This is a genomic window from Enterobacter sp. WI-ESBL-E8, from assembly GCF_053364895.1.
Genome location: NZ_JBRWXJ010000001.1, coordinates 3015812 through 3028187 on the forward strand (window position 1 = coordinate 3015812; position 12376 = coordinate 3028187).

Annotated in this window: 11 protein-coding genes; 1 reads left to right on the top strand and 10 read right to left on the bottom strand. The window is 57.7% G+C overall.

The genetic code is table 11. The features are described 5' to 3' along the window. Positions 1–73: 73 nt before the first annotated feature. Positions 74–634 (bottom strand): VOC family protein, encoded by a 561-nt coding sequence (locus ACWHWP_RS14365; protein ID WP_447855878.1) that lies wholly within the window; start codon positions 632–634, stop codon positions 74–76. 239 nt (positions 635–873) lie between these two features. Here ACWHWP_RS14365 and argS point away from each other — a divergent pair, with 239 nt between their 5' ends. Continuing rightward, positions 874–2607 (top strand): arginine--tRNA ligase, encoded by a 1734-nt coding sequence (gene argS / locus ACWHWP_RS14370; RefSeq protein ID WP_047345943.1) that lies wholly within the window; start codon positions 874–876, stop codon positions 2605–2607. Positions 2608–2642: 35 nt separating this feature from the next. Here argS and bglB read toward each other — a convergent pair whose 3' ends face one another. The 9 genes from bglB to cheR form a co-directional block, all read right to left on the bottom strand. Further along, complete coding sequence (gene bglB, locus ACWHWP_RS14375) at positions 2643–3782, bottom strand: beta-galactosidase BglB (RefSeq protein WP_447855879.1); 1140 nt, start codon at positions 3780–3782, stop codon at positions 2643–2645. 4 nt (positions 3783–3786) lie between these two features. Continuing rightward, positions 3787–5370, bottom strand: a complete 1584-nt coding sequence (locus ACWHWP_RS14380) for an MFS transporter (RefSeq protein WP_063957574.1) — start codon at positions 5368–5370, stop codon at positions 3787–3789. Between the two features lie 260 nt (positions 5371–5630). Continuing rightward, positions 5631–6023, bottom strand: a complete 393-nt coding sequence (gene flhE, locus ACWHWP_RS14385; RefSeq protein ID WP_447855880.1) for a flagellar protein FlhE — start codon at positions 6021–6023, stop codon at positions 5631–5633. Further along, positions 6023–8101, bottom strand: a complete 2079-nt coding sequence (gene flhA / locus ACWHWP_RS14390; RefSeq protein WP_047345946.1) for a flagellar biosynthesis protein FlhA — start codon at positions 8099–8101, stop codon at positions 6023–6025. Before flhA ends, flhE begins: the two co-directional genes overlap by 1 nt. Next, the gene (flhB, locus tag ACWHWP_RS14395) at positions 8094–9242 is read right to left on the bottom strand and encodes a flagellar biosynthesis protein FlhB (RefSeq protein WP_021240449.1); all 1149 of its coding nucleotides are present in this window, start codon (positions 9240–9242) and stop codon (positions 8094–8096) included. The genes flhA and flhB overlap by 8 nt, the downstream gene beginning before the upstream one ends. Positions 9243–9390: 148 nt before the next feature. Further along, positions 9391–10035, bottom strand: a complete 645-nt coding sequence (gene cheZ, locus ACWHWP_RS14400) for a protein phosphatase CheZ (RefSeq protein ID WP_063957575.1) — start codon at positions 10033–10035, stop codon at positions 9391–9393. A gap of 10 nt (positions 10036–10045) precedes the next feature. Then, entirely contained in the window at positions 10046–10435 is a 390-nt protein-coding gene (gene cheY, locus ACWHWP_RS14405; protein ID WP_006176072.1) for a chemotaxis response regulator CheY, read from the bottom strand. A gap of 16 nt (positions 10436–10451) precedes the next feature. Beyond that, a complete protein-coding gene (locus ACWHWP_RS14410) occupies positions 10452–11501 on the bottom strand; it encodes a protein-glutamate methylesterase/protein-glutamine glutaminase (RefSeq protein WP_029741783.1) in 1050 nt (349 codons plus the stop codon). Further along, positions 11498–12364 carry a protein-glutamate O-methyltransferase CheR gene (gene cheR, locus ACWHWP_RS14415; protein WP_023312253.1) on the bottom strand — a complete coding sequence of 289 codons (867 nt, stop codon included), beginning with the start codon at positions 12362–12364 and terminating at the stop codon, positions 11498–11500. Before cheR ends, ACWHWP_RS14410 begins: the two co-directional genes overlap by 4 nt. Positions 12365–12376: the final 12 nt, after the last annotated feature.

Below are 12376 nucleotides of genomic sequence, written 5' to 3' on the forward strand. Positions count from 1 at the left end.
CCTCCTTAAAATCCACGTAACACACCATCATGACACGCTGCTCGCTTTCGGTCTCAGCGTGGAATCACAACTCTCAGGCTTCGCTGGCAACGATCTGCTCAATGGTCCACGGATGAAACTTCACCGTGACCTGTCCGTCCGTGACGGCCAGCGTCGGGTTAGGTAAACGCTCGCGCTCGCCTTTGGGTGAGCTTGTCTTCACAACGATCCCCGGCTTGCTTAAGCCTTCATCAGATAACAGAGCCAGCGCGCGGGCGCTCAGCGTTTCCGGCTCACCCGGCAGGACAATTTCGATATGTTCCCAGCCTTCGTGCGGATAGCGTTTTTCGCCCGGCCACGGCAGCTCAACCACGGTGAATTGCCAGTGCGCTACGCAGACCGGCTGGTGCAGTTTGAACAGGCAAATGGGGCGACCGTTAATAATGTTCTCGGACAGCAGCTCGCCACACTGTTCGAACCCGCGGCGCCAGCGCTCGGCGGTCGCGTTCTGATGACAGCGCAAAGAGATGTGATCGGCCTCAAGCGGCGCGATATCCAGACCGAGACGGGTGGCAAGTTCTGTGAACGCCTGGGTGAAGCGCGGTAAATCTGCGGAAATATCATGCAGTTCATCAATGGATTGCCAGTTCGCCATAAATCAGTCTCTTTTCGTGTCGCAAAGGCGCTAATTTACTCTGTTGCCCTGTTTTGACCAACCGCAGAATACGGCTTTTTATGACTGCATGATTATGCACTCCTTCTTAGCCTGGATTCTGAACACTCTTCGGCCCCCGCGATGCTGACGTCAGAAGGCATTTGCAGTATACTCCCGCCCTAAATTCTTTAACTGGCGCGGGCGGTTGTAGGCCCGCATCAAAAACGTAAGGTATCCAGGTGAATATTCAGGCTCTTCTCTCCGAAAAAGTCAGTCAGGCACTGATTGCCGCAGGCGCACCTGCGGATTGCGAACCGCAGGTTCGTCAGTCAGCAAAAGTACAGTTTGGCGACTATCAGGCTAATGGCGTGATGGCAGTGGCTAAAAAACTGGGCATGCCGCCGCGACAGCTCGCTGAGCAGGTACTGACGCATCTGGACCTCACCGGCATTGCCAGCAAAACCGAAATTGCCGGCCCGGGCTTTATCAATATCTTCCTGGAACCGGCGTTCCTGGCCAGCCACGTTGACGCGGCGCTGAAATCTGACCGTCTGGGCGTTTCCCGGCCGGAGGCGCAGACCGTCGTGATCGACTACTCTGCCCCGAACGTGGCGAAAGAGATGCACGTTGGTCACCTGCGCTCCACCATCATCGGTGATGCCGCAGTGCGCACCCTCGAGTTCCTCGGTCACAAGGTGATCCGCGCGAACCACGTGGGCGACTGGGGTACGCAGTTCGGCATGCTGATTGCCTACCTGGAAAAACAGCAGCAGGAAAACGCGGGTGAAATGGCGCTGGCGGACCTGGAAGGGTTCTACCGCGAAGCCAAAAAACACTACGATGAAGACGAAGCCTTTGCCGAGCGCGCGCGCAGCTACGTGGTAAAACTGCAGGGCGGCGATCAATACTTCCTCGAGATGTGGCGCAAGCTGGTCGACATTACCATGTCTCAGAACCAGCTCACCTATAACCGTCTGAACGTCACCTTGACCCGTGACGACGTGATGGGTGAAAGCCTGTACAACCCAATGCTGCCGGGCATTGTGGCCGACCTTAAAGCGAAAAACCTGGCGGTTGAGAGCGAAGGCGCAACGGTAGTGTTCCTTGATGAGTACAAAAACAAGGAAGGCGAACCGATGGGCGTGATCATCCAGAAAAAGGATGGCGGCTACCTCTACACCACCACCGATATCGCCTGCGCGAAATACCGTTACGAAACGCTGCATGCCGACCGCGTGCTTTACTACATCGACTCCCGTCAGCACCAGCACCTGATGCAGGCGTGGACGATCGTGCGTAAAGCCGGCTACGTGCCAGACTGCGTTCCGCTGGAGCACCACATGTTCGGCATGATGCTGGGTAAAGACGGCAAGCCGTTCAAAACCCGCGCGGGCGGTACCGTGAAGCTTTCCGACCTGCTGGACGAAGCGCTGGAACGCGCCCGTCGCCTGGTGGCAGAGAAGAACCCGGATATGCCTGCCGATGAGCTGGAAAAACTGGCCAACGCCGTGGGTATCGGTGCGGTGAAATACGCGGATCTCTCCAAGAACCGGACCACCGACTATATCTTCGACTGGGATAACATGCTGGCGTTCGAAGGCAACACCGCGCCGTATATGCAGTACGCCTATACCCGCGTGCTCTCGGTATTCCGTAAAGCCAATATCGACGAAAGCGCGCTGGCGAATGCTGCCGTGACCATCACGGAAGATCGTGAAGCGCAGCTGGCGGCGCGCCTGCTGCAGTTCGAAGAGACGCTGACGGTTGTCGCCCGTGACGGCACTCCGCACGTGATGTGTGCTTATCTGTACGATCTGGCGGGTCTGTTCTCCGGCTTCTACGAGCACTGCCCTATTCTGTCTGCGGAAAATGAATCGGTCCGCAACAGCCGCCTGAAGCTGGCGCAGCTCACGGCGAAGACCCTGAAGCTGGGTCTGGATACCCTGGGTATCGAAACCGTAGAGCGTATGTAAAAAAAGAAACCCGGCACTCGCCGGGTTTTTTATCATCAAAAATATTTCCGTAAATATTCCGTTAGGCACAGAATCGCCATTGCCTGTCCATACGGCATCGACGTCAGCGGGATCTGGCGATAAAACTCAAGATTGCTTCCCATCCCCGTACCGAACGACGTTTGCAGCAGCTCTCCATCCGGTGAGATATTTTTCACGATACCGCGAATCGCTTTATCTGCAACGTCAGCATATTCTGCACCAACGTAACGCTTACGCACCGCTTTCAGGATCCCGTAGGCAAAACCTGCCGTGGCTGAGGCCTCCAGATAGGAGTGAGGATCGTCGAGCAGCGTATGCCACAGGCCGCTGTCGTCCTGACATTTCGCCAGCGCGGCAATCTGGGCATTCAGCACCTGCACCAGATAGCGACGTACGGCATTGTTTTCCGGCAGATCCACCTGTTCGAGGAAGTCCGGGATCACGATGGTGAGCCAGCTGTTGCCGCGGGCCCAGCGGGCACGAGCAAAATTATGGTTGCCTTCATAATTCCAGCCGTGGAACCACAAGCCGGTTTCACGATCCATCAGGTTTTGCACATGCAGCAGGAACTGATAAACGGCTTCTTCTACGTAGTCAGGTTTGTTGAGCAGCTTACCGATTTTCGCCAGCGGCAGCACCGTCATCATCAGCGTGTCATCCCACATCTGCTGATGGTTCTCTTCCGCCAGAGTGATATGCTGCATGCCGCCGTGTTCAGTGCGCGGCATGTCGTTCATCGCCCACTCCGCCCAGCTTTCCAGCCATGGGAGCCAGGCCGGGTTTCGGGTTTCTTCGTAGCGATACGCGAGGGTCAGGAACGGTGACATGGTATTCACGTTTTTGGTGGTTGCCCCTTCCGCAAAACGGTCAGCAAACCAGCGGTCGATAATATCGCGCATCCCCTCGTCGCCGGTCTGGCTGTAATACTGCAAAATACCGTACAAACCGACGCCGTGCGTCCATTCCCAGCCGGCCCAGCCTTTGGTATCGATCGCGCGTCCGTCGTCCAGCCGCAGCAAAAACTCCCCCGTTTTGTCGTGGATATTGACCAGACCGTGCGTCACTTTTTGAATCAGCGATTTCAGCTCATCCCTGGCAATAAAGCGCTCTGGCTGGCGCAGTAGCGGGCTATGTTTGACAGGCCAAACTTTCATGATCTTAACCTCCGTGATATGACGAATTCAGTACTGCGCGATCCTTCAGCGAAAGGGCCGCTGGCTTATTGCGGTTCAGGTAACCGATGTTGTTGTTGCCCCAAAGGGATTCGAACGGCATACCGGCCAGCATTTCCACGGTGGCACGGGCTTGCGGGGTTGCCGCTTCAGGCATCGCACAGCCGGACTCGCGCATTTTCGCGGTCTCTTCGCGCAGCGTGCTGTGGGTTTGCAGATTGAGCCTGAAGCGCAGGGAGACAAGGAAGCCGCAGAACAGCACCAGAAGGGTTCCGATGCTCAGGATCATCAGAATGGTGTGGCTCACTTCCGCAGGCTGCACTTTCTGACCGCTGACAAAGCCGGACATCTGCATCACGATGCCCACCAGCATCACCGCACCGGCCTGAGACGCTTTACGGGTGAGGGTCATGATGCCGGCGAAGATGCCCTCGCGACGCTGCCCGGTGATCGCTTCGTCCACATCAGCAATGTAGGTATAGGTGTTCCACGGCACATAGTTGATACCGCCCCGACCAAGGCCGGCCACCGCTGAGACAAGCAGCAGCAGAGCGTAGACGTCACTCAGTCCCGCGTAATAGAGCATGGCGTAACAGAGAGAAGCCAGGCCGAACAGCACCACCACCATGCGGTAAGACGGCGCAGGTCCAAAGCGTATGCACAGCGGGATCATGCCGATCACGGCGAGGAACTGGAAGATGGCCATTGTGCCCAGCAGGTTTGAAGCCATTGACGCTTCCTGCATCAGTACAAAGACCACGTAGTAGGTAAACACGGCATTAAAGACGTCCTGGGCGATATAGCCGCCCAGGTACATGCCCAGATGCTGACGGAAAATCCTTACTCGCAGCGTCGAGCTTAGCTCCACGAACAGACGGTTCAGGCTCTGCCCGAGCGTGAGTGTTTTCTTCTCTTCTTCCGCGCGCAGGGCCGCTTCGGACCACTCTTCGCGCGGCCGCTCCCAGGTGAAGAACCAGACAAAGGTCAGCATCAGCGCGCACAGGACAGAAAAGACCAGACTTGCGTAAAAGAAGGAAATCGCGTTGTCTTTACCGAACTGCGTGAGGAGGATCCCCGGCAGGAATGAGGCCAGAATGGCGGACATCTGCGCCATTGAGATACGCGCGCCCGAAAATTTGGTTTTCTGTTTGAAGTCGTCCGTCATCTCCGGAACCAGCGTTTCATAGGGAACCAGGATCATGGTATAGACGATATCGAATATCAGATACGTAAGCAGGTAATACCAAAAACTCATGTCCCCGACCCACATCAGGGAATAGCTGAATACGCAGGGAATGCCGAGCAGAATGAAAAACTTACGGCGGCCAAAGCGCCTACCGAGCCACGTCGTACCGAAGTTATCCGTCAGAAAGCCCATCAGCGGGCTGACAACGGCATCCAGCACCCTGGCGGCGGCGAAGATGAACGTTGCTTCTATCGGCGTGAGCCCGCAGAACGTCGTATAAAAATATAAAAGCCAGGCCGCCGTCAGGGCGGTGGTTCCCGCCCCAAGAAAATCGCCTGCCCCATAAGCAAGGTAGTTTGCCAATCCAATTTTGCGTGTTTTCATTACCGTCACCCCTGGTCACGTTTGGGAGACTCCCTGTCAGCAAACCTGTTCCGGGAGTTTTTACACGGCTACAGTAGAAGTATCGTCCTGGTGATACCTTTCTATTTCTGCCACCAATAGGGTCTGGCTGGCAAAAATGCAAAGAGTATCATTACGCGTGTCACCGTTTTATAAAACAGCGTTTCTTTTAGTTCAAAATGAGAGGTCTATTTTTGCGAGGCAGCCATCAGAAATGCTGATGGCTGCAGGTCAGGCGGGATTTAGCGATAGTTCACGATGACGGAATTACTCTGCACCTTCAGCGCCGGGATCAAACGTCCCCCACCCGGCACTTCCCAGATAAAACGCAAAGGTTCGATTGCCGGCACGCCGTTGAAGGCCTGCGTCGTACCGCTTTCTCCGTCGATTTCCGTGCAGCGCGTCTGAGAACAGAGGCGCACCCGCAGCCCGGCAGGCGTTGGGCCAATCAGCCGGTAGTTCCAGACCACAAGGCCCATCAGGCCGGATACCGCGTCAGAAGACGCCAGCGGGTTAGAGGACATCGCCACGCCCCGGTTGCTGAGCGTCACGCCCATGCTGCTTGCCTGCCAGGTGCCTTCTCCGGCAGCCTGCGCCGCCAGCGGGAAGAGCAAAATCCATAGCCATTTACGCATTATTTTCCTCCAATCGTCGCCGTCATGCGGATATGGCGGTTATCCGACAGCTCCAGATTCGACAGCACGACCAGCTGGTTCAGGCTGCGGCGCAGGAAGCGCGACAGCAGCGGACGCAGCGCGTGGTTCACCAGCAGCACCGGCGGTGCGCCCAGCATCTCCTGACGCGCAAGCGCCTCCTGCGTTTGCGCCAGCAGGCGGTCCGCCAGACCCGGCTCCAGCCCGCCACCGCCCTGCAGGGCCTGAAGCAGCAGACGCTCAAGCGGCGTATCGAGGCCAATGACCTGCACTTCCCCGGTTCCCGGGAACCACTGCTGGGTGATCGCGCGTCCCAGCGCCACGCGCACCACCGCCGTCAGCTCGTGCGGATCGCTCTGGATTGGCGCATGCTCTGCCAGCGTTTCCAGAATGGTGCGCATATCGCGGATCGGCACCTTTTCTTCGAGCAGGTTTTGCAGCACCTTGTGCAGCGTGGTCAAGGTCAGCACGCCCGGAACCAGATCTTCGGTCAGCTTCGGCATCTCCTGCGTGACGCGGTCGAGCAGCTGCTGCGCCTCCTGACGGCCAAACAGCTCCGCCGAGAATTGCCCAATCAGGTGGTTAAGGTGGGTCGCCACCACGGTACTGGCTTCGACAACCGTGTACCCCTGGATCTGCGCCTGCTCTTTCAGCGCGCTTTCAATCCAGATGGCGGCCAGGCCAAAGGCAGGGTCGATGGTTTGTTCGCCCGGCAGCGTGCCTGCGGCGGTGCCCGGGTTGATCGCCAGCCAGCGGCCCGGATAGGCATCACCGCTGCCAATTTCGACACCTTTCATCAGGATGCGATAGCGCGCGGGCGGCAGGTCCATATTGTCCCGGATGTGCACAACCGGCGGCAGAAAGCCCATATCCTGCGCGAATTTTTTACGAATACTGCGGATACGGCCAAGCAGCTCGCCGTCCTGCTGGAAATCGACCATCGGGATCAGGCGATACCCGACCTCCATTCCCAGGGAATCTTCCAGCTGAACGTCGTTCCAGGTGGCTTCTACGGCCTGGTTGTTCTCCGGCATTTTGACCGGAACAGGCTCCGCCGCCGGTTTGATTTCACGGCCGCGCATCCACCAGGCAAGCCCCAGCAGAGCCGCAGTGAACAGCAGGAAGACGAGGTTTGGCATCCCCGGCACCAGGCCGAGCAAGCCGAGAACCGCAGCGGCCAGCAGCATAACGCGCGGGTTACTGAACAGCTGGCCCACCATCTGCTCGCCAACGTCCTGGTCGGTGCTGACGCGGGTGACAATCACACCCGCCGCCGTGGAGATAACCAGCGCCGGGATCTGAGCGACCAGACCGTCACCAATGGTCAGCAGCGTATAGCTTTCCGCCGCGTGGCCCATGTCCATTCCGTGCTGCAGTACCCCCACCAGCAGGCCGCCGACCACGTTAATCACCATGATCAGAATGCCCGCGATGGCGTCGCCGCGCACAAACTTACTCGCACCGTCCATGGAGCCGTAGAAGTCCGCCTCCTGCGTCACTTCCGAACGGCGTTTTTTGGCTTCATCTTCGGCGATAAGGCCGGCGTTCAGGTCGGCGTCGATCGCCATCTGCTTGCCCGGCATCCCGTCCAGCACAAAACGCGCGCCCACTTCCGCGATACGCCCTGCACCTTTGGTGATAACCATAAAGTTGATGATAACGAGGATAACGAACACCACGATACCGATAGCGAAATTGCCGCCCACCAGGAAGTGACCGAACGCCTCCACCACTTTACCCGCCGCTGCCGCACCAGTGTGGCCTTCCATCAGGATGATACGCGTGGACGCCACGTTCAGCGCCAGTCTGAGCAAGGTGGTGAACAGCAGAATGGTCGGGAACGCGGCGAACTCCAGGGTACGCTGGGTGAACATCGCCACCAGCAGCACCATAATGGACAGCGCAATATTGAAAGTGAAAAGCAGATCGAGGATGAACGCCGGAAGCGGCAGTACCATCATCGACAGAATTAGCAGGATCAGAATCGGTCCGGCAAGGATCTGCCATTGGGTCGATTTCAGGTTGCCGGGCAGGCGCAACATTGCCACCAGATTAGCCATCAGTGTCCTTCTCGTTCATAAAATCCAGCGCGGCAGGCACCGGAAGGTTCTCAGGTTTCACAGGCCGTTGACCACCGGCCAGACGCCAGCGCTTCAACTGCCATACCCAGGCCAGCACTTCCGCCACGGCGGCGTAGAGTTGTCCGGGGATCTGTTGTCCAATATCCGCATGGCGGTACAGGGCACGCGCCAGCGGAGGGGCTTCGAGGATCGGCACGCGGTGTTCGGTGCCAATTTCGCGGATGCGCAGCGCGATCAGTCCCGCCCCTTTCGCCACCACCTTCGGCGCGCTCATTTTGTTTTCGTCATAGCGCAGCGCAACGGAATAGTGTGTCGGGTTGGTGACGATGACGTCGGCCTTTGGCACATCGTCCATCATGCGGCGACGGGCGGCGGCACGCTGCATCTGGCGGATACGCCCTTTGACGTGCGGGTCACCTTCCATCTGCTTGTATTCGTCACGGATATCCTGACGCGACATCCGCAGCTTCTTGAAGTGGGTGTAAAGCTGGAAGATCACGTCAAACCCCACCATCGGGATTATGCTGAGCACCACCAGCAGCGCGCAGAGCCCGACCAGATTCAGCGCGTTGCTCATCGCGGTAAGGGGAGACTCGCTGATAAGACGCATCATCTCCGGCCAGTGGTACCAGAGGTAAAACCCCGCGGAACTGCCCATCAGCACCGATTTGAGAATGGCTTTGAGCAGCTCGGCCCCGGTCTGGGCAGAGAACATTTTCGCAATGCCCGGCAGCGGGTTCAGTTTGGAGAATTTCGGCTGCAGCGATTTGGCGCTAAAAACCAGACCGCCGAGCATCACCGGAGAAACCAGCGCGACCAGCACAACCCCGGTAATCAGGGGCAGCAGCGCGACCATGGCCCCTTTAATAAGCTGAATAATCTGGCTGAGTATCAGGTTCGGATCGTTGACCATGCTGTGGTCAAACCGTAAGCCGGTTGAGAGCATTCCCGCCAGCTTGCGGGCGAGCGACTCCCCGCCCCACCAGATAATGCACACGCCTACGATAAGGATCAGCAGGGAGGTCAATTCTCGGGATCGGGGGATCTGCCCTTCCTCACGCGCTTTTTCAAGTCGGTGGGGTGTGGGGGCTTCCGTTTTGTCGTCGTTCTCTTCTGCCACAGTGCATGCTCAGCCCATTACGTCACGGGTATCATGCCAGCGCAGCGGAAATCCAATGGCGGGAAAAGCCCGTTTATTCGGGCTCTTTTCGGTGATTTTGGCGCAAACCGCCTCAGGGGGCGTTAACCTCCTGAGGCGGAACGGACCATCAGAAGCCGAGGCTGTCCAGCAGGTCGTCTACCTGATCCTGGCTTGCCACAACGCCCGCCTTGCTGGCGTCGAGCTGTGGACCATTGAGCAGGCTTTCGTTCTCGCGTTTTGGACGGGCTGCCGGTTCCGGGATGTTCTCCAGCAGGACCATCAGCAGCTGGCGCTCAATCTCCTGGATCACATCCATCATGCGCTTGATAACCTGACCGGTGAGGTCCTGGAAATCCTGCGCCATCATGATGTCCAACAGTTGGGCGTTGGTGAAGCTGGTGTGACCCGGCACATCACCCAGGAACTGACGGGTATCCGTCACCAGCTCGCGGGCATCCGCCAGCTCGATCGGGTTTTCAAACCACTCGTCCCAGCGTTTGCTCAGCGCTTTCGCACCCTTTTCCATCGCATCCTGGTGCGGCTGTGACGCTTCAACGCTGTTCAGCGCACGCTCCGCGGCCTGGGCGGTCATCTGTACCACGTAGTCCAGACGATCGCGGGCATCAGGAATCGCTTCCGCCGCTTCGGCAATCGCCTGATCCAGTCCCAGCTCACGCAGGCTGTCGCGCAGCATGCGCGTCAGGCTGCCGATGCGGACGATGATGTCGCTCGGCGAGTGTTCTTCAACGGGTTTCATAGCAGGTTGCATCATGACCAACACCTCACATGCCGAGTTTCTCGAAGATCTTGCCGAGCTTCTCTTCCAGGGTCGCCGCGGTAAATGGCTTCACCACATAGCCGCTTGCGCCCGCCTGTGCAGCGGCAATGATGTTCTCTTTCTTCGCTTCTGCGGTAACCATCAGAACCGGCAGAGAGGCCATTGCCGCGTCTGCACGAATGGTTTTCAGCAGTTCCAGACCGTCCATGTTTGGCATGTTCCAGTCAGAGATGACAAAACCAAACCCGCCAGCCTGCAGTTTGTTCAGCGCATCAACGCCATCTTCAGCTTCTTCAACGTTGTTGAAGCCCAACTCTTTCAGCAGGTTACGCACAATGCGACGCATGGTGGAAAAGTCGTCCACAACCAAAAATCTGAGCTCTTTGTCCGCCATAAAACTACACTCCTCTTTAAATACGTATTGCCTGTCCGGCACTGATTTTCGCCAGCATCTGCTGGCTTACCTGGCTAAGATCGACCACTTCGCTCACGCCACCCATATTGATGGCCTCGCGCGGCATGCCGAACACCACACAACTTGCTTCATTCTGCGCAATCGTCCAGGCGCCAGCCTGGTGCATTGCAAGCATTCCGGCGGCACCGTCGTTGCCCATCCCCGTCAGGATCACCCCAACGGCGTTGCGCCCCGCATGTTTCGCCACCGAATGAAACAGCACATCCACCGACGGACGGTGCCGGTTAACCGGCGGTCCGTCATGAATTTTGATCTGATAGTTAGCGCCGCTGCGCGACAGCTCCATATGCTTGTCGCCCGGGGCGATATACGCATGTCCCGGAAGCACGCGCTCGCCGTCTTCCGCCTCTTTCACGCTGATCTGGCACAGCTTGTTCAGGCGTTCGGCGAACGAACGGGTAAAGCCTGGCGGCATATGCTGAGTGATCAGAATACCCGGACTTGAAAGCGGCAATGGCTGGAGTACATGGCGAATTGCCTCTGTTCCTCCGGTTGACGCTCCAATGACCAGCAGTTTTTCCGAGCTGAGTAACGGGCCGGCCTTCAGGGTTGCCGGCGCGGCCAGCGGCGTGTGGGCGGCAAGCTTCGCGCGCGACGCGGTGCGAATTTTCTCGGCGATCATTTCGCTGTACGCCAGCATCCCTTCACGAATGCCGAGCTGCGGTTTGGTGACAAAATCCACCGCCCCCAACTCCAGCGCGCGCAGGGTGATTTCCGATCCTTTCCCGGTCAGGGAGGAGACCATCACCACCGGCATGGGCCGAAGACGCATTAACTTTTCGAGGAAATCTATGCCATCCATGCGCGGCATCTCGACATCCAGCGTTAGCACATCGGGGTTATATTTTTTAATTAAATCCCGCGCTACCAGGGGATCGGGCGCTGTCGCCACCATCTCCATGTCGCTGTGGCTATTGATGATTTCAGTCATGATCTGACGCATCAGCGCTGAATCATCGACAGACAATACCCTGATTTTACTCATGCTTTTTCCTTACTCAGCGCATATACCGTTTGCCCACGCAGGCTAAACTCACGCGCGAGGTTGCTGAAGTTTTCCGAGTGCCCGGCAAACAGTAAACCGTCAGGCTTGAGCAACGGAACAAACCGACGCAGAATGTCCTGTTGCGTCGTTTTATCAAAATAGATCATGACGTTACGGCAAAAAATGGCGTCGAACGGCCCCGGCACGTTGTACTGCTTATCCAGCAGGTTAACGGGCGCGAACTCGACGCAGTTCGCCAGCTCCTGGCGTACGCGTACCAGGCCTTCATGCGGGCCTGTGCCGCGCATGAAATAACGCTGCAGCTGCTGCGGCGACAGCGTTTTCAGCTCATCCTGGCGATAAACACCGTTGCGCGCCTTCTCCAGCACCTCGGTATCGATATCGCTGGCGTAAACTTTCCAGCGTCCGGGCGTCATTCCCAGCGTGTCGGCAAGGGTGATCGCCAGCGAGTAAGGCTCTTCGCCCGTCGAGGCGGCCGCACTCCAGACGCGGTACTCCCCGGTGCGACGGCGCGCGTGCTCTGCCAGTACCGGGAAGTGGTGAGCTTCACGGAAAAACGCCGTCAGGTTGGTGGTTAAGGAGTTAATAAATGCCTGCCACTCAGCGCTGTTCTGGTTCGCCTCGAGCATGCTCAGATAGCGACCAAAATCATCCAGCCCCAGCGTACGCAAGCGCCGCACCAGACGGTTGTAGACCATGTCTCGCTTATGATCCGCAAGCACGATCCCCGCACGCTGGTAGATTAACTGACATATCCGACGAAAATGCGCGTCGGACAGCGCGAGGCGCTGTGTCATCTGCAACAATAATGACGTTTGCCCAGGGGGCATTGGTGATGTCATAGCGCCTTCTTA

Coding starts and splice junctions, on each gene's coding strand:
- cheY (WP_006176072.1), bottom strand. CDS start 10,435: ATGGCGGACAAAGAGCTCAGATTTTTGGTTGTGGACGACTTTTCCACC.
- flhA (WP_047345946.1), bottom strand. CDS start 8,101: ATGGCTAATCTGGTGGCAATGTTGCGCCTGCCCGGCAACCTGAAATCG.
- ACWHWP_RS14380 (WP_063957574.1), bottom strand. CDS start 5,370: ATGAAAACACGCAAAATTGGATTGGCAAACTACCTTGCTTATGGGGCA.
- flhE (WP_447855880.1), bottom strand. CDS start 6,023: ATGCGTAAATGGCTATGGATTTTGCTCTTCCCGCTGGCGGCGCAGGCT.
- cheZ (WP_063957575.1), bottom strand. CDS start 10,035: ATGATGCAACCTGCTATGAAACCCGTTGAAGAACACTCGCCGAGCGAC.
- cheR (WP_023312253.1), bottom strand. CDS start 12,364: ATGACATCACCAATGCCCCCTGGGCAAACGTCATTATTGTTGCAGATG.
- ACWHWP_RS14365 (WP_447855878.1), bottom strand. CDS start 634: ATGGCGAACTGGCAATCCATTGATGAACTGCATGATATTTCCGCAGAT.
- ACWHWP_RS14410 (WP_029741783.1), bottom strand. CDS start 11,501: ATGAGTAAAATCAGGGTATTGTCTGTCGATGATTCAGCGCTGATGCGT.
- bglB (WP_447855879.1), bottom strand. CDS start 3,782: ATGAAAGTTTGGCCTGTCAAACATAGCCCGCTACTGCGCCAGCCAGAG.